At 66.8% G+C, this 21297-nt stretch carries 20 protein-coding genes; 10 read left to right on the forward strand and 10 right to left on the reverse strand.

The annotated features are described in order from the left end of the window. Positions 1-169: 169 nt before the first annotated feature. The gene (gene xseA / locus ACSQ86_RS12770; RefSeq protein WP_436308922.1) at positions 170-1480 is read left to right on the forward strand and encodes an exodeoxyribonuclease VII large subunit; all 1311 of its coding nucleotides are present in this window, start codon (positions 170-172) and stop codon (positions 1478-1480) included. Positions 1481-1527: 47 nt separating this feature from the next. Continuing rightward, positions 1528-2109, forward strand: a complete 582-nt coding sequence (locus tag ACSQ86_RS12775) for a superoxide dismutase (protein WP_093107747.1) — start codon at positions 1528-1530, stop codon at positions 2107-2109. A gap of 60 nt (positions 2110-2169) precedes the next feature. Here the strand turns inward: ACSQ86_RS12775 and ACSQ86_RS12780 are convergent, their stop codons facing one another. Both ACSQ86_RS12780 and ACSQ86_RS12785 read right to left on the reverse strand, forming a co-directional pair. Then, positions 2170-2622 carry a DUF192 domain-containing protein gene (locus ACSQ86_RS12780; RefSeq protein WP_093107745.1) on the reverse strand — a complete coding sequence of 151 codons (453 nt, stop codon included), beginning with the start codon at positions 2620-2622 and terminating at the stop codon, positions 2170-2172. Positions 2623-2779: 157 nt separating this feature from the next. Continuing rightward, positions 2780-3097 (reverse strand): cell envelope biogenesis protein TolA, encoded by a 318-nt coding sequence (locus ACSQ86_RS12785; protein ID WP_436303888.1) that lies wholly within the window; start codon positions 3095-3097, stop codon positions 2780-2782. A gap of 192 nt (positions 3098-3289) precedes the next feature. Here ACSQ86_RS12785 and icd point away from each other — a divergent pair, with 192 nt between their 5' ends. The 8 genes from icd (at position 3290) to ACSQ86_RS12825 (ending at position 11747) form a co-directional block, all read left to right on the forward strand. Continuing rightward, entirely contained in the window at positions 3290-4549 is a 1260-nt protein-coding gene (gene icd, locus ACSQ86_RS12790) for an NADP-dependent isocitrate dehydrogenase (RefSeq protein WP_436303889.1), read from the forward strand. Positions 4550-4759: 210 nt separating this feature from the next. After that, the gene (gene clpS / locus ACSQ86_RS12795) at positions 4760-5119 is read left to right on the forward strand and encodes an ATP-dependent Clp protease adapter ClpS (protein WP_436306290.1); all 360 of its coding nucleotides are present in this window, start codon (positions 4760-4762) and stop codon (positions 5117-5119) included. A gap of 54 nt (positions 5120-5173) precedes the next feature. After that, entirely contained in the window at positions 5174-7495 is a 2322-nt protein-coding gene (gene clpA / locus ACSQ86_RS12800; protein ID WP_093107739.1) for an ATP-dependent Clp protease ATP-binding subunit ClpA, read from the forward strand. Positions 7496-7586: 91 nt separating this feature from the next. Then, a complete protein-coding gene (gene cls / locus ACSQ86_RS12805) occupies positions 7587-9044 on the forward strand; it encodes a cardiolipin synthase (RefSeq protein ID WP_436290516.1) in 1458 nt (485 codons plus the stop codon). Between the two features lie 2 nt (positions 9045-9046). After that, positions 9047-10486, forward strand: coding sequence for an exodeoxyribonuclease I (gene sbcB, locus ACSQ86_RS12810; protein WP_436303890.1), 1440 nt, complete (start codon positions 9047-9049; stop codon positions 10484-10486). Between the two features lie 18 nt (positions 10487-10504). After that, entirely contained in the window at positions 10505-10909 is a 405-nt protein-coding gene (locus tag ACSQ86_RS12815; RefSeq protein ID WP_436303891.1) for a DUF3224 domain-containing protein, read from the forward strand. Between the two features lie 15 nt (positions 10910-10924). Further along, positions 10925-11221, forward strand: a complete 297-nt coding sequence (locus tag ACSQ86_RS12820; RefSeq protein WP_436303892.1) for a putative quinol monooxygenase — start codon at positions 10925-10927, stop codon at positions 11219-11221. Between the two features lie 4 nt (positions 11222-11225). Beyond that, positions 11226-11747, forward strand: coding sequence for an N-acetyltransferase family protein (locus tag ACSQ86_RS12825; RefSeq protein ID WP_436308923.1), 522 nt, complete (start codon positions 11226-11228; stop codon positions 11745-11747). 2 nt (positions 11748-11749) lie between these two features. Here ACSQ86_RS12825 and ACSQ86_RS12830 read toward each other — a convergent pair whose 3' ends face one another. The 8 genes from ACSQ86_RS12830 to ACSQ86_RS12865 all read right to left on the reverse strand — a co-directional run bounded on the left by ACSQ86_RS12830 (position 11750) and on the right by ACSQ86_RS12865 (position 21166). Beyond that, positions 11750-13030 carry an amidohydrolase family protein gene (locus ACSQ86_RS12830; RefSeq protein ID WP_436303894.1) on the reverse strand — a complete coding sequence of 427 codons (1281 nt, stop codon included), beginning with the start codon at positions 13028-13030 and terminating at the stop codon, positions 11750-11752. Positions 13031-13032: 2 nt separating this feature from the next. Next, the gene (locus tag ACSQ86_RS12835; RefSeq protein WP_436303895.1) at positions 13033-13953 is read right to left on the reverse strand and encodes an ABC transporter permease; all 921 of its coding nucleotides are present in this window, start codon (positions 13951-13953) and stop codon (positions 13033-13035) included. Further along, positions 13944-15005 carry an ABC transporter permease gene (locus ACSQ86_RS12840; protein WP_436306291.1) on the reverse strand — a complete coding sequence of 354 codons (1062 nt, stop codon included), beginning with the start codon at positions 15003-15005 and terminating at the stop codon, positions 13944-13946. The genes ACSQ86_RS12835 and ACSQ86_RS12840 overlap by 10 nt, the downstream gene beginning before the upstream one ends. 85 nt (positions 15006-15090) lie before the next feature. Then, entirely contained in the window at positions 15091-16617 is a 1527-nt protein-coding gene (locus ACSQ86_RS12845; protein WP_436303896.1) for an ABC transporter ATP-binding protein, read from the reverse strand. Between the two features lie 146 nt (positions 16618-16763). Further along, complete coding sequence (locus tag ACSQ86_RS12850) at positions 16764-17765, reverse strand: BMP family protein (RefSeq protein WP_093107719.1); 1002 nt, start codon at positions 17763-17765, stop codon at positions 16764-16766. 26 nt (positions 17766-17791) lie between these two features. Further along, positions 17792-18421, reverse strand: a complete 630-nt coding sequence (gene upp / locus ACSQ86_RS12855; protein ID WP_093107717.1) for a uracil phosphoribosyltransferase — start codon at positions 18419-18421, stop codon at positions 17792-17794. Between the two features lie 28 nt (positions 18422-18449). Beyond that, positions 18450-19859, reverse strand: a complete 1410-nt coding sequence (locus ACSQ86_RS12860) for a URC4/urg3 family protein (RefSeq protein WP_436303897.1) — start codon at positions 19857-19859, stop codon at positions 18450-18452. After that, positions 19856-21166, reverse strand: a complete 1311-nt coding sequence (locus ACSQ86_RS12865) for a GTP cyclohydrolase II (protein ID WP_244503887.1) — start codon at positions 21164-21166, stop codon at positions 19856-19858. Before ACSQ86_RS12865 ends, ACSQ86_RS12860 begins: the two co-directional genes overlap by 4 nt. Positions 21167-21297: the final 131 nt, after the last annotated feature.

A 21297-nucleotide genomic window follows, 5' to 3' on the forward strand; every position in this document is an offset into this window, starting at 1 on the left:
GCCACACGCGGCGGGCTTTCCGCTGGATCGACTGAATTTTGAGCAGCACTTTTTTCAATCAAATCAATGGCTTGTACGTGGAGTCGTGGGTGTCGTGCGGATGCCTCGTGCGGCCGGGAGACCGCCGCCCCGCTTGTGGACGACTGTTCATCTGTAACACCGCCTCGACATGAGCGAGCGTGAAGCAATTCCGGCGGGACCGCGGGTCTGGGCCGTGGGTGCACTGTGTCGCGCCGTGGCCGATGCGCTCGATGCGCGCTTCAATCCGGTCGCGGTGCGCGGCGAGATTTCCGGCTTCTCGCGTGCGGCCAGCGGCCATTGCTACTTTGCACTGAAAGACGAATCCGGCCAGTTGCGGTGCGCAATGTTCCGGCGCGCCGCAGGCCTGCTCGATTTCTCGCCGCGCGACGGCGACCAGGTCGAGGTGCGCGGCCGATTGGCGGTGTACGAGCCGCGCGGCGACCTTCAACTGGTGGTCGAAAGCCTGCGTCGAGCCGGGCAGGGCGCGCTGTTCGAGCAGTTCCTGCAGCGCAAGGCGAAGCTGGAGGCCGAGGGCCTTTTCGATCCCGCCCGCAAGCGGCCGCTTCCGGCCATGCCACGCGCGATCGGTGTCGTGACCTCGCTCGGCGCAGCAGCCTTGCACGACGTCGTCAGCGCATTGCGCCGCCGCGTGCCGCACATTCCCGTGGTGCTGGCGCCGGCCGCGGTGCAGGGCGCCGGTGCGCCGGCGGAGCTGGTGCGCTCGCTGCAGTCGCTCTACGCGCTGCAGCCGACGGTCGACTTGATCCTGCTGGTGCGCGGCGGCGGCTCGATCGAGGATCTCTGGGCCTTCAACGACGAGTCGCTGGCGCGCACGATCGTGCAGAGCCCGGTGCCGGTGATCAGCGGCGTCGGCCACGAAACCGACTTCACCATCGCCGACTTCTGTGCCGACCTGCGCGCACCGACGCCGACCGCCGCGGCCGAACTCGTCGCTGCGCCGCGCGATCTGTGGCTTGGCGCGCTCGATCTGCTCGAAGAGCGGCTGCGCGACGCGATTTCCGCGCGCCTCGATGTCTTGAGCCAGCGCCTCGATCTGGCCGCGGGTCGGCTGGGGCGCCCCTCGACGCTGGTGACGCGCCAGCAACTGCGCCTGGCTCACCATGCGCAACGACTGCACTACGCCGTGCTCTCGAGGACGCAGCGGCTCGCGCAAGCGCAGCAGGCGTTGCAGGCCGAGTTGCCGCTCAAGTTCACGCGTGTCCTGGTTCAGCGCAAGGAACGGCTCGAACGGGCTGCTCTGCGCCTGCAACTGCTGGATCCGGCGCTGGTCTTGCAGCGCGGCTACGCATGGCTCACGAACGAACAGGGACAGGCCGTCACCAGCGTGCGAGGCCTGACACCCGGCGACGCGGTGCGCGCGCGCCTCGCCGACGGCACGGTCGACATGACGGTCAATCGAACGGGTACGACGGGACGGCGTCCGACGCGAGCCACGTGATTCCTTTCTAGAATGCTTCGTCCCACAACCAACCCGCGAGAAAAGACATGGAACACGTCCTCCCACCCCTGCCGTACGCGCTGGACGCCCTGGCGCCGGAGTATTCGAAGGAAACGCTGGAGTACCACTACGGCAAGCACCACAACGCCTATGTGGTGAACCTGAACAACCTGCAAAAGGGCACCGAGTTCGAGAGCCTGCCGCTGGAGGAGATCGTCAAGAAGTCCAGCGGCGGCATCTACAACAACGCCGCCCAGATCTGGAACCACACCTTCTTCTGGAACTGCATGAAGCCCGCGGGCGGCGGCGAGCCCACCGGCGCGCTGGCCAAGGCGATCGATGCCAAGTGGGGCAGCTACGCGGCCTTCAAGGAGGCCTTCGTGAAGTCGGCGGTGGGCAACTTCGGCTCGGGCTGGACCTGGCTGGTGAAGAAGGCCGACGGCTCGGTGGACATCGTGAACATGGGTGCCGCGGGCACGCCGCTGACCACGGGCGACACGGCACTGTTGACGGTGGACGTCTGGGAGCACGCCTACTACATCGACTACCGCAACCTGCGGCCCAAGTATGTGGAGACCTTCCTGGCCAAGCTGGTGAACTGGGACTTCGCGGCCAAGAACTTCGGCTGAGTCGAGGCTTGCCAAAAAAAAGCCGACCCGCGGGTCGGCTTTTTAATGGGCGGGCGATGCTCAGCGCCTGGCCGCAAACAGTTCGCCGCCGAGCTTCGCCCCCTTCTTGATGTTCTTCTTGGCGAACCAGCCTTGGTTCATCTCGAGCACGAAGCGAACCGGCTCCTCGGAACAATGCGACTCCTCGGTCAGGGGCTTCATGTCGGCCAGGTTGACGATGCGGCCGTCGTCGGCCACGAAGGCTGCGGTCAGCGGCAGCAGGGTGTTCTTCATCCAGAAACACTGGGTCGCGGGCTGCTCGAACACGAAGATCATGCCCTCGGTTTGCGGCATTTCCTTGCGGAACATGAGACCGATCTGCCGCTGTTCGGGGGTCTGCGCGACTTGCGCATCGATCTGGTACATGCCCGCGGACAGCTTCACGCGCTGGAGATTGGTTTGAGCTTCCTGACCGTGTGCAAAGGTCATCAATGAAGCTGACAGCGCAAGCAGGGCCACAAAACGCTGGAACATGGGTCGACTTTCAATAAAGCGGGCGGCAATGCAATACAAACAAAAAATGCCCGCTGATGCGGGCATGACTATTTGCCTTGAAGCTTACATCTTCTTGAGTGCAGACGAAAAGAAAGCGTTCCGAAGAACGCTTTCTTTTTTAGTGGTGCCAACCAGCTTACTGGGGCGTGGTGCCTTGCACGGGAACCGGCTTCTTGCCGCCACCCTTGGCCTGGCGGCGCGTGTCGCGCGAGTCACGGCGTGCCTGGGCGGCCTTGTCGGCGCCAGTGGCGGTCACGCCACCGCTACCCTCTGACACCTTGCTCTGGTCGCCGCCCGGAGCTTTGACTTGGCCGGCAGGCTTCGCGTCCTTCTTGGCTTCGGCGCGTTCGGCCGCCTTGCCCTTGCCTGTGGGGTCGACTTCGGCGGGCTTCGTCTGGGCATATGCGCCAACGGCGAACAGGCCGGCGATCATGACTGCGAGAACTTTGCTCATTACGGGTTCCTCTGTGGAGATGGATTGAAAATGCCTCCCGGCCAGCAGAAGGTCAGCCAACAACGAGACCCATATGGACTCGGTTGACAGAACCTTCGGACTCCTCCGGTTGCGTCTAAAATTCTACGGCTATTCAGCCGGCTGGAAACCTAGTGTCTTCCAGCCTTCAATTCATCCCGGAGCCCTTGCCTCATGTCCAGCTATCAGCACATCAAAGTCCCGGCCGAAGGCCAGAAGATCACGGTCAATGCCGACAACTCGCTCAATGTGCCTGATCAGCCGATCATTCCCTTTATCGAGGGCGACGGTACCGGCCTCGACATCACGCCCGTGATGATCAAGGTGGTCGACGCGGCAGTGGCCAAGACCTACGGCGGCAAGAAAAAGATCCAGTGGATGGAGGTCTACGCCGGCGAGAAGTCGACCAAGGTCTACGGTCCCGACGTCTGGCTGCCCGAAGAAACGCTGCATGCGGTGCGCGACTACGTGGTCTCGATCAAGGGCCCGCTGACCACGCCAGTCGGCGGCGGCATCCGCTCGCTCAACGTCGCGCTGCGCCAAGAGCTCGACCTGTACGTCTGCCTGCGCCCCATCCAGTACTTCGAGGGCGTGCCCAGCCCGGTCAAGGAGCCGCACAAGACCAACATGGTGATCTTCCGCGAGAACTCGGAAGACATCTACGCCGGCATCGAATTCGAAGCCGAAAGCGAGAAGGCCAAGAAGCTCATCAAGATCCTGCAGGACGAGTTCGGCGTCAAGAAGATCCGTTTCCCGAACACCTCGGGCATCGGCATCAAGCCGGTGTCGCGCGAGGGCACCGAGCGTCTGGTGCGCAAGGCGATCCAGTACGCGATCGACAACGACAAGCCCAGCGTGACGATCGTGCACAAGGGCAACATCATGAAGTTCACCGAAGGCGGCTTCCGTGACTGGGCCTATGGCCTGGCCGCCAGGGAATTTGGCGCCGAGCTGATCGACGGCGGCCCCTGGATGAAGTTCAAGAATCCCAAGACCGGCAAGGAAATCACCGTCAAGGACTCGATCGCCGACGCCTTCCTGCAGCAGATCCTGCTGCGCCCGGCCGAATACAGCGTGATCGCCACGCTGAACCTGAACGGCGACTACGTGTCCGACGCGCTGGCGGCGCAGGTCGGAGGCATCGGCATCGCCCCGGGCGCCAACCTGAGCGACACCGTCGCGATGTTCGAAGCCACCCACGGCACGGCGCCGAAGTACGCCGGCAAGGACTACGTGAACCCCGGTTCCGAAATCCTCTCGGCCGAGATGATGCTGCGGCACATGGGCTGGACCGAGGCGGCCGACCTGATCATCCGCTCGATGGAAAAATCGATCGCCAGCAAGAAGGTGACCTATGACTTCGCCCGCCTGATGGACGGCGCCACGCAGGTCAGCTGCTCGGGTTTCGGTCAGGTGATGATCGACAACATGTAAATCCCGGCGTCCGAAGCGCCGGCTGACGCCCTGGTGTGTAAAGCCCCGGCACCGCAAGGCGCCGGGGCTTTTTCGTTGGGGCCGGCGGCACGCAGCTTGCATGCGCCGAGGCGGCAGTTCCACAGGCATCCGTCTTGAATGTCACAAAGCCGCCACCAGTTGTGTCCCTTGCGCAAGTACAACCGGCGGCGGCTCTATAAAATGATTTTCATGGCTACCAAAATCCCCTCGACTCCCCCTACGCCGCCGGCCGTGAAGCCGGGGCGGGACGACGGCGATGCGGTCGTGATCGAGCGGCGGCCGCAAAAAACTGCGCCGCCGCAGATGTATCAGGTGGTGATGCTCAACGACGACTACACGCCGATGGAGTTCGTGATCGTCGTGATCCAGGAGTTCTTCAACAAGGACCGGGAAACCGCCACCCAGATCATGCTCAAGATCCATCTCGACGGGCGCGGCGTCTGCGGGGTGTATTCCCGCGACATGGCGGCCACCAAGGTCAATCAGGTGATGGAAGCGGCCCACCAGGCCGGGCATCCGTTGCAGTGCGTCAGTGAACCGGTTGAATAAATCGCGCTCCAACCCATCTGAGAATTTATTTACAGCAAGGCAAAAGGAAATCACATGATTGCCCAGGAACTGGAAGTCAGCTTGCACATGGCTTTTGTCGAAGCCAGGCAGCAGCGCCATGAGTTCATCACGGTGGAGCACCTGCTGCTCGCTTTGCTGGACAACCCGAGTGCCGCAGAGGTTCTGCGCGCCTGCTCGGCCAACGTCGACGACCTCAGGGCGTCGCTCACCAATTTCATCAAGGACAACACGCCCCAGGTGGCGGGTACCGACGATGTGGACACCCAGCCCACGCTCGGTTTCCAGCGCGTGATCCAGCGCGCCATCATGCATGTGCAATCCACCGGCAACGGCAAGAAGGAAGTCACCGGCGCGAACGTGCTGGTCGCGATCTTCGGCGAAAAGGATTCGCATGCGGTCTACTACCTGCATCAGCAGGGCGTGACGCGCCTCGATGTGGTGAACTTCATCGCCCACGGCATCAAGAAGAGCGATCCGCCGGAAGCTGCCAAGGGCAGCAGCGAATCGTCCTCCGGCGAAGGCGAGGAGGGCGGCGGCGAGAAGAACGAGAAGTCGTCCCCGCTCGAGCAGTTCACGCAAAACCTCAACCAGCTTGCCAAGGAAGGCAAGATCGATCCGCTGATCGGCCGCGAGTACGAGGTCGAGCGCGTGATCCAGATCCTGTGCCGCCGGCGCAAGAACAACCCGCTGCTGGTGGGTGAGGCCGGCGTCGGCAAGACGGCGATCGCCGAGGGCCTGGCCTGGCGCATCACGCAGAACGACGTGCCCGAGATCCTGGCGGAGTCCCATGTCTACTCGCTCGACATGGGCGCGCTCCTGGCCGGCACCAAGTACCGCGGCGATTTCGAACAACGCCTGAAGGGCGTGCTCAAGTCGCTCAAGGACAAGCCGAACGCGATCCTCTTCATCGACGAGATCCACACGCTGATCGGCGCCGGCGCGGCCTCGGGCGGCACGCTCGATGCCTCGAACCTGCTCAAGCCGGCGCTGTCCAGCGGCCAGCTCAAGTGCATCGGCGCGACCACCTTCACCGAGTACCGCGGCATCTTCGAGAAGGATGCGGCCCTGTCGCGTCGTTTCCAGAAGGTCGATGTGGTCGAGCCGACGGTGCAGGAAACCATCGACATCCTGAAAGGGCTGAAGTCGCGCTTCGAGGAGCACCACGGCGTGAAATACGGCGTGGCTGCACTGCAGGCCGCGGCCGAGCTGAGTGCCAAGTACATCAACGACCGTCATCTGCCCGACAAGGCGATCGACGTCATCGATGAGGCCGGCGCTGCCCAGCGCATCCTGCCCGCGAACAAGCGCAAGAAGACCATCAGCAAGGCCGAGGTCGAGGAAATCGTCGCCAAGATCGCGCGCATTCCCCCGGCCAACGTCTCGAACGACGACCGCGGCAAGCTGCAGACCATCGAGCGCGACCTGAAGAGCGTGGTGTTCGGCCAGGACAAGGCCCTCGAGGTGCTGGCTTCGGCGGTCAAGATGGCGCGTTCGGGCCTGGGCCGCGAAGACAAGCCGATCGGCTCCTTCCTGTTCAGCGGCCCAACCGGCGTCGGCAAGACCGAAGCGGCGAAGCAGCTGGCCTACATCATGGGCATCGAGCTGATCCGCTTCGACATGTCCGAGTACATGGAACGCCACGCGGTGAGCCGGCTGATCGGTGCGCCTCCGGGCTACGTCGGTTTCGACCAGGGCGGCCTCTTGACCGAAGCGATCACGAAGAAGCCGCACGCCGTGCTCCTGCTCGACGAGATCGAGAAGGCGCATCCGGACATCTTCAACGTGCTGCTGCAGGTCATGGACCACGGCACGCTGACGGACAACAACGGGCGCAAGGCCGACTTCCGCAACGTCATCATCGTCATGACGACCAATGCAGGCGCCGAGACCATGAACAAGGCGACCATCGGCTTCACCAACCCGCGCCAGGCGGGCGACGAGATGGCCGACATCAAGCGCTTGTTCACGCCGGAGTTCCGCAACCGCCTGGATGCGACCGTGAGCTTCAAGGCCCTCGACGAGCAGATCATCCTGCGCGTGGTCGACAAGTTCCTGCTGCAGCTCGAGACCCAGCTGGCCGAGAAGAAGGTCGACGTCACCTTCACCGACGTGCTGCGCAAGCACCTGGCGAAGAAGGGCTTCGATCCGCTGATGGGCGCACGGCCGATGCAGCGCCTGATCCAGGACACGATCCGCCGCGCCCTGGCCGACGAGCTGCTGTTCGGCCGCCTGCAGGAAGGTGGCCGCCTGACGGTGGACCTCGACGACAAGGAAGAGGTCCAGCTCGACATCCAGCCGCTGCCCAAGAAGGAAGGGCGCGCCAAGCCCGAAGCGGAAGAGGCTGCAACGGGCTGATCAACGGGCTGGTCCGCTCATCCGGAGTCCACTCCCAAGGCCGGTAGCATTGCGCTACCGGCCTTTTTTCATTCACCGACCTCTTTCGCCCTTGATCGTCCCCGAGCTCAGCCACGAATGGAAGACCGGCCTCTCCCTGGCATGGAGCGGCTACATCGCGGTGTTGTCCGTCTGGATCGTGATGCAGAAGCGCGCGCCGGTGTCGACGATGAGCTGGATCCTCTCGCTGGCGCTGCTGCCCTTCGCCGGCTTCGTCATCTACTACTTCCTCGGGCCGCAGCGCTTGAAGAAGCAGCGCCTGAAGCGGCTGCGCAGCCGCGCGATCGCCCAGGCGCCGGCCGACGTCGCCACGCTGCGCGAGGCCGCGGAACGTGCGCCGCCCGCCCTGCGGCAGATGGCCGCGCTGGGCACCGCCGCCTGCGGCCTGCCGGTGTCGAGCGCGACGGCGGCCCGCCTGTTGTCCGGCGGCGCCAGCACCTTCGACGCCATCTTCGAAGCGATCGGCAGCGCACGCGACCACGTGCACCTCGAGTACTACATCTTCGAGCCCGACACGATCGGCACCGCGCTGCGCGACCTGCTGATCGAACGCGCGCGAGAGGGCGTCACCGTGCGCCTGCTGCTCGATGCGCTCGGCTCCAAGCGCATCGGCCGCAAGTTCATGGCGCCGATGCAGGCCGCCGGCATCCAGGTGGCGCTGTTTCACGACACCCGCATCGGCCGGCGGCTGCGGCCCGTGACCAACTACCGCACCCACCGCAAGATCGTGGTGTGCGACGGGCGCGTGGGCTTCACCGGCGGCGTCAACATCACCGACGAGGAAGACCGGCGGGTGCGGCCCGACGCGTATCACGACGTCCACCTGCGCATCGAAGGCAGCGCGGTGCGCTGGCTGCAGACCACCTTTCTCGAAGACTGGGCCTACGCCACCGGCGAGGATCCGCGCCGGATGGACGAAGCCATCGACAGGCTGCTGCCGCGCCTGCCGGCCGAGGAGGGCGCGGGTGACATTCCGGTGCAGATCGTCACCAGCGGTCCCGACAGCGGCCTCGAAGCCATCCACCGCATGCATGTCGCGGCCATCCACTCGGCGGCGCAGCGCGCATGGCTCACCACGCCGTATTTCGTGCCCGGCGAACCAGCCTTGATGGCGCTTACCAGCGCGGCGCTGCGCGGCGTCGACGTGCGCCTCCTGGTGCCGCGGCGCAGCGACTCGCTGATCGTGAGCGCCGCGGCGCGCTCCTACTACGACGAGCTCATCGCGGCCGGCGTCAAGATCTGGGAATACAAGGCGCGCATGCTGCATTCCAAGACGCTGGTGGTGGACGACAACTGCGCGATGATCGGCACCGCCAATTTCGACAACCGCAGCTTCCGGCTCAACTTCGAGGTGTGCGCCGTGATCTATGGTCCGGCGCTGGCCAAGCCGCTCGCCGCGCAGTTCGAAACCGACCTTCACAGCGCCGCGGCCGTGCGCGCCAACCGGAAGCGCAGCTTCCTTCCCCAGCTCGGCGACGCGACGGCACGCCTTTTCTCACCTTTGCTCTGACGATGTCCCAAACCTTCCTCTGGCACGACTACGAAACCTTCGGCACCGTGCCGCGTCGCGACCGGCCCTCGCAGTTCGCCGCCATCCGCACCGACGCCGCGCTCAACGAGATCGGCGAGCCCATGATGATCTACTGCAAGCCCGCGCCGGACTACCTGCCGAGCCCGGGGGCCTGCCTGATCACCGGCATCACGCCGCAGATCTGCCTCGAGCGCGGCGTTCCGGAGCATGAGTTCGCCGCGCAGATCGAACGCGCGTTCTCGCAGCCCGGCACCATCGGCGTCGGCTACAACACCATCCGCTTCGACGACGAGGTGACGCGCTTCCTGTTCTGGCGCAACCTCATCGATCCCTATGCGCGCGAGTGGCAGAACGACTGCGGCCGTTGGGACCTGCTCGACGTCGTGCGGCTCACCTATGCCTTGCGTCCCGACGGCATCGAATGGCCGAAAAAGGACGACGGCACGCAGAGCTTCAAGCTCGAAGACCTCGCGCGCGCCAACGGCTTGCTCCACGAATCGGCCCACGATGCGCTGTCGGACGTGCGCGCCACGATCGCGCTGGCGCGGCTGATCCGCGACAAGCAGCCCAAGCTCTTCGACTTCGCCTTCGCGCTGCACAGGAAAGACCGGGTCGCGAGCGAACTGGGCCTGCCGGCCACGCGCGAGTCGGCACGGCCTTTCCTGCATGTCTCCGGCATGTTCCCGGCCGAGCGCGGCTGCCTGGCCGTGATGTGGCCGCTCGCGAGCCATCCGACCAACAAGAACGAGTTGATCGCCTGGGACCTGGCGCACGACCCGAGCGAGCTGCGCGACCTCGACGTGGCGACGCTGCGCCAACGCCTTTTCACGCGAAGCGCCGATCTGCCCGAAGGCGTGCTGCGCCTGCCGGTGAAGAGCGTGCACCTGAACAAGTCGCCGATGGTGGTCGGCAACCTGAAGACCTTGGCGCCAGCCATGGCCACGCGCTGGAGCATCGACCTCGAAGCGGCGCTGCGCAACGCCGCGCTGGCGGCCGCCTTGCCCGACATGAGCGCGATCTGGCCCCAGGTCTACGAGCGGCCGCGCGAAGCAGCGCCGGACGTCGACGAAGACCTCTACGGCGGCTTCGTCGGCAACGGCGATCGCCGGCGGCTGACCCAGCTGCGCAGCCTGTCGCCGGCGGAGCTCGCACATTCGCGCACCGGCTTCGACGATCCACGGCTCGAAGAGCTGCTGTTCCGCTACCGGGCCCGCAACTTTCCCGATACCCTCGACGAAGACGAAACCGAACGCTGGGAGGCGCATCGCGTCGCGCGCCTGCTCGAAGGCGAGGGCGGGGTGCGCAACGTCGACCAGCTTTTTGCCGAGATCGATGTGCTGGCCGAGACGGCCGATGAGCGCGGCGAAGAGATCCTCGGCGCACTCTACGAATACGCCGAGGCGATCGCGCCCGCGGTTTGAGGAAGAGAAGGAGCACCCATGAACAAAAAGGCAAGCGGCACCTTCGAAGTGAAGATGCAGCCGCTCTGGCAGAGCGAGCAGACCGAAGGCGCGACGCTCGGCAGGATGTCGCTCGACAAGCAGTTCAGCGGCGACCTCGCGGGCACCGGCCAGGGCGAGATGCTGAGCGCCGTCGCGACGATGCAGGGATCGGCCGGCTACGTGGCCATCGAGCGCGTGACGGCGACGCTGCACGGCCGCGAGGGCAGCTTCGTCCTGCAGCACACGGGCACCATGACGCGCGGCGAGCAGCAGCTGTCGATCACCGTCGTGCCGGATTCGGCCACCGGCCAGCTCGCCGGCCTTGCAGGCAGGCTGGCGATCCGCATCGCCGACGGCAAGCATTTCTACGATTTCGACTACAGCCTGCCCGAAGGCGCGTGACCCAAGGAGAGTCTCATGATTCTTGTGACCGGCGACATCCTCGCCAAGAGCGACACCGTGGACGAAGTCCTCGCGCTGAGCCTCGAACACGTGCGCCGTTCGCGCGCCGAGCCGGGCTGCATCTCGCATGCCGTGCACTGCGACGCGGAAAACGCGCTGCGCCTGGTCTTCGTCGAGCAATGGGTAGATCGCGCGGCACTCCTGGCCCACTTTGCGGTCCCGGCCTCGCGCGCCTTCGCCAAGGCGGCCGGCGGGCTTGCTGCGGCGGCGCCCTCGATCCAGATCTACGAGGCCGAGTCCGTCAAGCTGTGAGACCGTGAGCCTTCGCCGCCTGACCCCCGACGACGCCGAGGCCTACCGGGCGTTGATGCTCGAAGCCTACGAGCGCCATCCCGATGCCTTCACCTCCACGGTGGCCGAGCGCGAGGCCTTGCCGCTGTCGTGGTGGACGTCGCGGCTCGATGCCTCAGCGACGGCACCGCAGATCGTGCTGGGTGCGTTCGACCACAAGGGCCTTCTTGCGGGCGCAGCGGGCATCCTGTTCGAGTCGCGCGAGAAGTCGCGGCACAAGGCGAACCTGTTCGGCATGTATGTCGCGCCGGCCGCCCGGCAAGGCGGCTTCGGCCGTGAGCTGGTGCTGGGCCTGCTCGCGGAGGCCTCGGCGCGCGAGGGCGCCAGGCTGGTCCAGTTGACGGTGACCCAGGGCAACGATGCCGCGCAGGCCCTCTACGAGCGCTGCGGCTTTGCCGCCTTCGGCGTCGAACCGTTCGCCATCGCGCAGGGCGGCACCTTCCTGTCGAAGGTCCACATGTGGCGCGCGGTCGCTGCGCCGGCCTGAGATCAGTTCTTCGGATGCATCCAGGCGGTGGCCGCCGGCCGGGCCGCCAGGTGCAGGGCAGCCGTCGCAGCCGGCGTCTCGGCCAGCAGCCGGCCCTTGCGATACACCTTGAGCCGCGTCGCGCGCAGCCGGATCGCCTCGACCGGATCGCGCGCCTGCAGCAGCACGAAGCTGGCATCGCAACCTGCTTCGAGGCCGTAGCCGTCGAGCCCGAAGACCTTGGCGGCATTGACCGTGACTGCATCGAAGCACTGCCGGATGCCGCGCTGGCTGGTCATCTGCGCCACGTGCAGGCCCATGTGCGCGACCTCGAGCATGTCGCCCGAACCCATGCCGTACCAGGGGTCCATCACGCAGTCTTGGCCGAAGGCGACGTTCACGCCCTGGGCCATCAGCTCGGGCACGCGCGTCATGCCGCGCCGCTTGGGGTAGCTGTCGTGGCGGCCCTGCAGCGTGATGTTGATCAGCGGATTCGCGATCACGCTGACGCCGGCCTCGGCGATGAGCGGCAGCAGCTTGCTCACGTAGTAGTTGTCCATCGAATGCATCGAGGTGCAGTGCGAGCCCGTGACCCGGCCCTGCAAGCCCAGGCGCTGCGCCTCGAAGGCCAGCGTCTCGATGTGGCGCGAAAGCGGGTCGTCCGATTCGTCGCAGTGCATGTCCACCGGCAGGCCGCGCTCGGCGGCCAGCTCGCACAGCAGTTTCACGCTCGCGGCGCCGTCGGCCATGGTGCGTTCGAAGTGCGGAATGCCGCCGACCACGTCTAGCCCCAAGTCGAGCGCGCGCTTCAGGTTGTCGACGCCACCGGACGAACGCAGCACACCGTCCTGCGGGAAAGCGACCAGCTGCAGGTCCAGGTAAGGCGCCACGCGCCGCTTGACTTCGAGCAGCGCATCCACCGCGAGCAGGCTCGGGTCGCTGGTGTCGACATGGCTGCGGATCGCGAGCAGGCCCTTGGCGACTGCCCAATCGCAGTAGGCGAGTGCGCGCTCGATCAGTGCCTCGGCCGTGAGCAGCGGCTTGAGCTCGCCCCACAGCGCAATGCCTTCGAGCAGCGTGCCGCTCTGGTTGACGCGCGGCAGGCCGTAGCTCAGCGTGGCGTCCATGTGGAAGTGCGGGTCGACGAAATGGGGCGCGACCAGCAGGCCCTGGGCGTCGAGTTTTTCAGCAGCCGGCGCATCGAGCCCTGCGGTGACTTCGATGATGCGGCCGGCCTGCACCGCGATCGACATGCCGCTGCGACCGTCGGGTAGCGTGGCGTTGTGGACGAGCAGATCGAGCATGGCTAACGTTCGCCTTTGCGATAGGGCTTCATGAGGGCTTGCGGATAGCTGGCCTTGCGCGCCACCAGCACCAGCGCCACGATCGACAGCACATAGGGCAGCATCAGGTAGAGCTGGTAGGGCAGCACGGCATCGCCGGATTGTTGCAGCCGCAGCTGCAGCGCGTCGAAAAAAGCGAACAGCAGGGCGCCCAGCAGGGCCTTGCCGGGCCGCCAGGAGGCAAACACCACCAGCGCGACGCAGATCCATCCGCGGCCGTTGACCATGTTGAAGAAGAAGGCGTTGAAGGCCGACAGCGTGAGGAAGGAGCCCGCCACGCCCATCAGCGCCGAACCGGCGACGATGGCGCCGCTGCGCGTGGCTGCGACCGAGACGCCCTGGCCCTCGGCCGCCTGCGGGTTCTCGCCGACCATGCGCAGCGCCAGGCCCAGCGGCGTGCGGTAGAGGATGTACGCGAGCACCGGCACCAGCAGCAGCGCGAACAGCGTGAGCGGCGTCTGCGCATCGAGCACCGGGATGTGCAACCATTCCATCGGCGCGAAGGGCGTGACGGTCGGCGGCGTGTTGACCTTCGGAAAGCTCACGCGGTAGCCGTAGTAGCTGAGCGCCGTCGCCAGCAGCGTGATGCCCAGGCCCGAGACATGCTGCGAGAGCGCGAGGCCCACGGTCAGGAAGGCGTGCAGCAGGCCGAAGACCGCGCCCGTCAACGCCGCCACCGCGACGCCCACCCACAGCGGCGCCCCCGCATAGACCGAGAGCCAGCCGGCAAAGGCGCCCGCGACCATGATGCCTTCGATGCCGAGGTTCAGCACGCCCGTGCGCTCGCACAGCAGCACGCCCAGGGTGCCGAAGATCAGCGGCGTGGCGATGCGCAGCACCGCGACCCAGAAAGAGGCATTGCCGAGGATGTCGACTACTTCCATCGCACTCGATACTGTGTGAGCAAGGTCGCCACCAGCACCGCGATCAGCGAGGCAGCCACGATCACGTCCGCGACATAGGTCGGCACGCCGATCGCCCGGCTCATCGTGTCGGCACCGACCAGCACGCCGGCGACGAACACGCCCGCCGCCAGCACGCCCAGCGGATGCAGGCCGGCCAGCATCGCGATCACGATGCCGCTGTAGCCGTAGCCGGGCGACATGTCGAGCGTGACGTAGCTGGTGCGGCCCGCCACCTCGATCGCGCCCGCCAACCCGGCCAGCGCACCCGAGAGCAACGCCACCAGCACGACGGTGCGCGTGGCCGGCACGCCCGCAAAGGCCGCGGCGCGCGCATTCGCGCCGACCGCGCGGATGTCGAAGCCGATCACCGTGTACTTGAACAACACCCAGACCAGCACCGACAGCGCGCCGGCCCACAGCAGGCCGGTGTGCACGCGGGTCTGCGCGATCAGCCGGCCCAGTTCGAGCTCGGGCTGCAGCGACACGCTCTGCGGCCAGCCCATCGAGGTCGGGTCCTTCATCGGCCCGTCGAGCATCGCCGAGACGCCGAGCAGCACGATGAAATTGAAGAGCAGCGTGGTCACCACCTCGTCGACGCCGAGCTTGTTCTTCATCAGCGCCGGACCGAGCAGCAGCAGAGCGCCGGCGACTGCGGCGGCTAGCATCATCAGCGTGAACAGCAGCCAGACCGGCAGCGCGAAGCCCGTGCCGCCATGCAGCCCGCCCACGACCACGGCCGCCAGCGCGCCGCCGTAGAGCTGGCCCTCGGCGCCGATGTTGAAGAGCCGGGCCTTGAAAGCCACGGTGGCGGCCAGCCCGGTCAGGATCAGCGGAATCGCGCGCGCCAGCGTCTCGCTCCAGGCGAACACGGAGCCGAAGCCACCCTGCAGCAGCAGCGCATAAGTGCGGCCCACCGGTGCACCGGCCCAGAGCACCAGCAGCGCGCTGACCAGCAGGGTGAAGACGACGGCGCCGAAGGGTGCCAGCACCAGTGCCGCGCGCGAGGTCTCATGGCGGCGCTCTAGCCTCATGTATGTGGCCCCCACGCTCGGCACTGCGTGTCCTCGCTGCCCCCCGAGGGGGCGCGAGCTTGCTTGGGGCGGCCCGGCGCTGCGCTCATGAGCCCGCCATCGCGAGCCCGATGGCTTCGCGCGTCCAGGCCGAGGCCGGTCGCGGCTCGCCGAGCTGGCCTCCGTGCATGACGGCAACCCGATCGCCCAGCGCCAGCACCTCGTCCAGATCGTCGGAGATCAAGAGCACCGCGGCGCCCGCATCGCGCGCCGCGATCAGCTGCTGCTGCACATAGGCGACGGCGCCGATGTCCAGTCCCCAGGTCGGCTGGTGCGCGACGATCAGCCGCGCCGCCTTGCCGTGGCCTTTGGTCGCATCGGGCGCCAGCAGCGCCCGCCCGAGGATCAGCTTCTGCATATTGCCGCCCGAGAGCGTGCGCGCAGGCAATTCGAGTCCGGCGCCGCGCACGTCATAGGCTTTCTCGATGCGCCGCGCATGGGCGCGTGCGGCTGCGCGCCGCACCCACAGCCAGCGCGAGAAGGCCGTGCTGCGCAGTCGCTCCGACACCGCGTTCTCCCACACCGGCAGGTCGCCCACCACGCCGACCGCGTGCCGGTCTTCGGGAATGCGCGCCACGCCGCGCTGGACCAGCCGCGCAGGCGAGGCCGGCAAGGCCCGCCCCATCAGCTGTACCGTGCCGCCGATCGCGCGGCGCGTGCCGCAGAGCAGCTCCGCCAGCGCGACCTGGCCATTGCCGGAAACGCCCGCGATCGCCGTGATCTCGCCGGCCCTGAGCGTGAGCGTCACATCCGCCAGCCGGTCCTGACCGCTGCCGGCCGTTTGCACATGGTCCAGCACGCAGACCGCGTCGCCGACCCGCCGCGCGGGGCTGCGCACCACGCCTTCGATCGCATGGCCGACCATCCACAGCGCGAGCTGCGCCTGCGTGGTCTCGGGGGTGCGCGCTTCAGCCACCAGCTTGCCGCCGCGCAGCACCGCGATACGATGCGACACGCGCAGCACCTCGGCCAGCTTGTGGCTGATGAAGATGATCGACAGGCCCTGCGCCACCATCTGCGCCAGGGTGTGGAACAGCGCCTCGCTCTCTTGCGGCGTGAGCACGGCGGTGGGTTCGTCGAGGATCAGGATGCGCGCACCGCGGTACAGCGCCTTGAGGATCTCCACCCGCTGCCGTTCGCCGACCGAGAGGTTGCCGACCGTTGCGTCCGGCTGCACCGGCAGGCCGAAGCGCTGCGAAACTTCCAGCAGCCTGGCGCGTGCCGCGCTGCGCCGCGAGAAGCCCTGCCACAGCGGCTCGGTGCCCATCATCACGTTGTCGAGCACGCTGAGGTTGTCCGCCAGCGTGAAGTGCTGGTGCACCATGCCCACGCCCGCGGCCAGCGCCGCTTTCGGATTGCCGGGCGCGAGGGGCCGGCCGAAGACCTCGATCTCGCCCGCGTCGGCCGTGTAGTGGCCGAACAGGATCGACATCAGCGTCGACTTGCCGGCGCCGTTCTCGCCCAGGAGCGCCAGCACCTCGCCGGCCTGCAGTTCGAGCGAGACCGCGTCGTTCGCCACCAGCGTGCCGAAGCGCTTGGTGATGCCGCGAAGCGAGAGGACGGTCGCCAACAATTATTTTCAGTTGGGACAAAGGCCCCGCGCAGCGGCGGCCTTCGTTCGGGAAACACCGCGGAACCGGCTTTGCCGGGCCGCTGGTGTTGTCCCCGCTGAGGGGGTTGGCGCAGCGACAAGCAGTGCGCGAAGCCTGGGGGAGAGCTTCACTTGGCCGTGGACTTCGGTTGGCCGTCGTCCACTTTCACCGTGAACTTGCCGGAAAGGATGTCGGCCTCCCTGGCCTTGACCTTGGCGACGATGTCGGCCGGCACCTTCTTCTCGAAAGTACCGAGCGGCGCCAGCTCGGAGCCCTTGTGCTTCATCATCGAATAGGGGCCGTAGTCCTCGGCCGCGAACTTGCCTTCCTTCACCAGCTTGATCGCGCGGTCGGCCGAGGGCTCGAAGTTCCAGAGCGCAGATGCGACCACGGTGTCGGGGTACTTGTCCTGCGTGTTGATCACGTTGCCGATCGCGAGCTTGCCCTTTTCCTTGGCCGCGTCGCTGACGCCGAAGCGCTCGGCGTACATGAGGTCGGCGCCCTTGTCGATCATCGCGAAGGCGGCTTCCTTGGCCTTGGGCGGATCGAACCAGCTGTTGATGAAGCTCACGCTGAACTCCACCTTCGGGTTGGTTTCCTTGGCGCCGGCCATGAAGGCGTTCATCAGGCGATTGACTTCGGGAATCGGGAAGCCGCCGACCATGCCGATCTTGTTCGTCTTGGTCATGCCGCCGGCCACCATGCCGGAGAGGTAGGCGGGCTCCTGGATGTAGTTGTCGAAGACCGAGAAGTTGGGCGCCTGCGGCTTGAGCGAGGAACCCATCAGGAAGGCCGTCTTCGGAAAGTCCTTCGCGACCTTGCGCGCGGCCGCTTCGACGCCGAAGACCTCGCCGAGGATCAGCTGGTTGCCGGCCTGTGCGTACTCGCGCATCACGCGCTCGTAGTCGGCGTTGGCGACGTTCTCGGTGGCCTTGTATTCGATCTCGCCGCGCGCCTCTGCCGCCTTGAGCGCCTTGTGGATGCGGCCCACCCATTGCTGCTCGAAGGGCACGGTGTAGACCGCCGCCACCTTGAGCTTGGCCTGCGCGAGCGCGAGGCTGGGCGCCCCGGCCGCGAGCGCCGCGGCAATGGCGACCGAACGGACGATCAGATGACGGCGTAGGGACACGGACTTCTCCTCGTTGATATGGAAATTTATTTGGTGCCGAAGATGCGGTCGCCCGCGTCACCGAGGCCCGGCAGGATGTAGCCATGGCTGTTGAGCTCGCGGTCGATGGCCGCGGTGTAGATCGGCACGTCCGGGTGCGCGGCCTGGAAGGTCTTGATGCCTTCCGGGCAGGTGAGCAGGCAGACGAACTTGATCGACTTCGGGTTCAGTTCCTTGAGCCGCTCCACCGCGGCGACCGCCGAGTTGCCGGTGGCCAGCATCGGATCGACCACGATCGCGTCGCGCTCTTCCATGCCGCCGGGCATCTTGAAGTAGTACTCGACCGCGGTCAGCGTCTTGGGGTCGCGGTACAGGCCGATGTGGCCCACGCGCGCACCCGGCACCACGCTCAGCATGCCGTCGAGGATGCCGGTGCCGGCGCGCAGGATGGAGACCAGCACCACCTTCTTGCCGTCGATCACCTTGGCGTTCATCGTCTCGAGCGGGGTCTCGATCTCGATGTCCTGCATCGGCATGTCGCGCGTGACCTCGTAGGCCATCAGCATGCTGATCTCGTTGAGCAGGCGCCGGAAGCTGTTGGTGCTGGCCTCCTTGCGGCGCATCAGCGTGAGTTTGTGCTGGACGAGGGGGTGGTCGACGAGGTGGACGTTGCTCATGAGAGTTGTTGTGAGAAAAAGGAGAAGTCTAGAAGACAGTGCCGTCGCTCTCGATGCGCAAGGGTGGCGCACCGCCACGCAAGCGCTGTGCCAGCGCCCGGCCGGCGGCCCAGGTGCCGCCTTCCAGCACGCGGGCCAGCGGCAGCTCTTCCTCGCTGCGGTCGAGCACCTTGCGCACCCGGGGCACGAGCTCGTCGAGCAGCGCGATGGTCAGCGCGCGCCATTCGACGATGAACTCGTCGCCCACCTTCCAACTGCGCTCGAGCAGGGCCGGGTCCTTGGGCACGATCACGCCGCTGTCGAGCAGCAGGCCGCCGTTGCGGTACTCGGGCAGGGCGGTCAGCGCATCGAGATGGCGCACCTTGACGCCGGCCCACTCGAAGGGCTCGAGCAGCGAGTAGGTCAGCCACTGCGAGAGCTTGTGGAAGGGCATCCAGCCGTTGGTGAGCCCCGGCCCGCGCACCGCGCTGTGGCGCCAGCAGTCGCCCAGCGCGAGCGCCGGGTCGCCCGAGCCGATGCCGCCGGCCGCATCGCTGCCGTCGGCTGCGAGGCTGTCGATCGCGTTGGTGGCCGGCCAGATCCGCGACAACGATTCGAGCAGCAGCGAGAGGATCTCGTGCGCCGTGATCTCGGCCGTCGGCGCGGCGCCGGGTCCATAGGGGCCGACCAGCGCATCGAACAGGCCACCTGGCCGCCCCTCGTCGCCGAAGGTCTCGGGCTGCTCGCTCATCGCCTCGCCGAGCCGCCGCAGCAGCATCGCGCGGCCCGCGAGGCCCACGAGCGGATTGACCTCGCTGACCTGGAAGGCATCGCCCAGCCGGTCGGTCACCAGCGCGCGCAGGCCGGCGGCATCGGCTTGCAGCGGGTGGTCGGGATTCGAGGAGAACAGGCCGCTCGTGAAGGCATGGAAGCTGGCGACGCCCAGGCCTTCGGAGCGCGTGAAGCGCTGGCCGGTGGCGGCTTCGATGTAGTGCCAATCGGGGCCGGCGCCGGCATCGAGCAGCACGCTCACCAGCACCAGGTCGATGTGGGCGCGGGCCCGCTGGGGCGCGTCCAGGTGGCCCAGCAGCCGATCGAGTTCTTTCAGCCGGTTCACGTCGCCCGCTTCGAAATGGCGCCAGCGGCTGTGGTAAGGAATGGTGTCCCAGGGATAGCGTTCGCGCGTCACCTCCGCCACCGTGCGGGCCGTGTCTTCGAGCGCGGCCTCGTCGCCGATGGTGAACCACTGCGATTCGCCGCGGCGCGCGCGGGTCAGCAATGCGGCCGCGCGTATGCGCACCGCGCGGGTCGTGCGCAGAAAGGCCGCAGCGCCCGCCGGATGAGTGGTGTCGGTCACGAATTCGAGCGCCGGGTCCACGTGGCCGTCGGCATCGGCATGGCGCACGGCCGCGTTCGAGGTGGGGCGATCGGGATCGAGCCCATAGTTGTCCTTGCTCATTGATCCAGCTTCCGGCCCTTGGCCTTCTTGAGTTCCTCGGCGTCCGGCACCACGCCAGGCGTGAAGTAGCCGGCCGCCATCTTGGCGTCCATCTCGACGCGGGCGTCGGCCGGGATCAGTTCGTCGGGGATGTTCACGCGCGTGCCGATCTCGATGCCAGAGCCGGTGATGGCGTCGAACTTCATGTTGCTCATCGATACCAGCCGATGGATCTTGCGGATGCCGAGCCAGTGGAACACGTCGGGCATCAGCTCCTGGAAGCGCATGTCCTGTACGCCGGCCACGCACTCGGTGCGCGCGAAATACTGGTCGGCGGTGTCGCCGCCCACCTGGCGCTTGCGTGCGTTGTAGACCAGGAACTTGGTCACTTCGCCGAGAGCTCGGCCTTCCTTGCGCGAGTAGGCGATCAGCCCGACGCCGCCGCGCTGTGCGCCGCGTATGCACTCCTCGATCGCATGCGTGAGGTAGGGCCGGCAGGTGCAGATGTCGGAGCCGAACACGTCGGAGCCGTTGCACTCGTCGTGGATGCGCGCCGTGAGTTCGACATCCGGGTTGGCCAGGTCGCGCGCATTGCCGAAGATGTAGATGGTCTGGCCGCCGATGGGCGGCAGGAACACCTCGAGGTCGGAGCGCGTCACCAGCTCGGGGTACATGCCGCCGGTTTCTTCGAAGAGCACGCGGCGCAGGTCGGTCTCGGAGCAGCCGAAGCGTCTGGCCACCTCGGGCAGGTACCAGACCGGCTCGATCGCCGCCTTGGTGACCATCGCCGCGCCGCCGGGTGTGAGGAACTTGCCGTCGGCCTTCAGGCGGCCGGTCTGCAGCGCCTCGATCACCTCGGGCAGGATCACGTGCGCCTTGGTGATGGCGATGGTGGGGCGGATGTCGTAGCCGGCCGCCAGCTCGGTGGCAAAGGCCTCGGCCACCACCGCGCCCCAGGGATCGAGCGAGACAATGCGGCCGGGCTCGCTCCACTGCGGATAGGGGCCGATCACGTCGGTCGGCGCTGTATTGGTCAGGTCGGCCTTGTGCTCTCGCTTGAGCGCACCGGCCGCGACGGCCAGCGCGCGGTAGACGCTGTAGGAGCCGCTGTGCGTGCCGATCACGTTGCGGTGCGCGCGCTTGGTCGTGGTGCCGACCACCGGGCCGCGCTCGGCGGCGGTGGCGGCGCCCCACTGGATCGGCAGGGCGCCGAAGCCGCCCGCGTGCGAGGTCAGGCGGATGTGGGGCCGCTGGGACGGTACGGAAGAGGGCTCGGGATTCGCGGAAAGAGACGGCGTGGAAGGAGTCGGAACGGTGTCAACGGACATTGCAGGCCCTCAAAAAACACAATGTAGCGAGGGCTTCTGCGACTGGCAAGCCGCTGGCCCGGCGCCGGGCCGCCCCAAGCCGGGCTGCACCCCCTTGGGGGCAGCGACCACACGAAGTGAGGGAGCGTGGG

Source organism: Variovorax sp. LjRoot130, from assembly GCF_964253755.1.
GTDB lineage: Bacteria > Pseudomonadota > Gammaproteobacteria > Burkholderiales > Burkholderiaceae_C > Variovorax.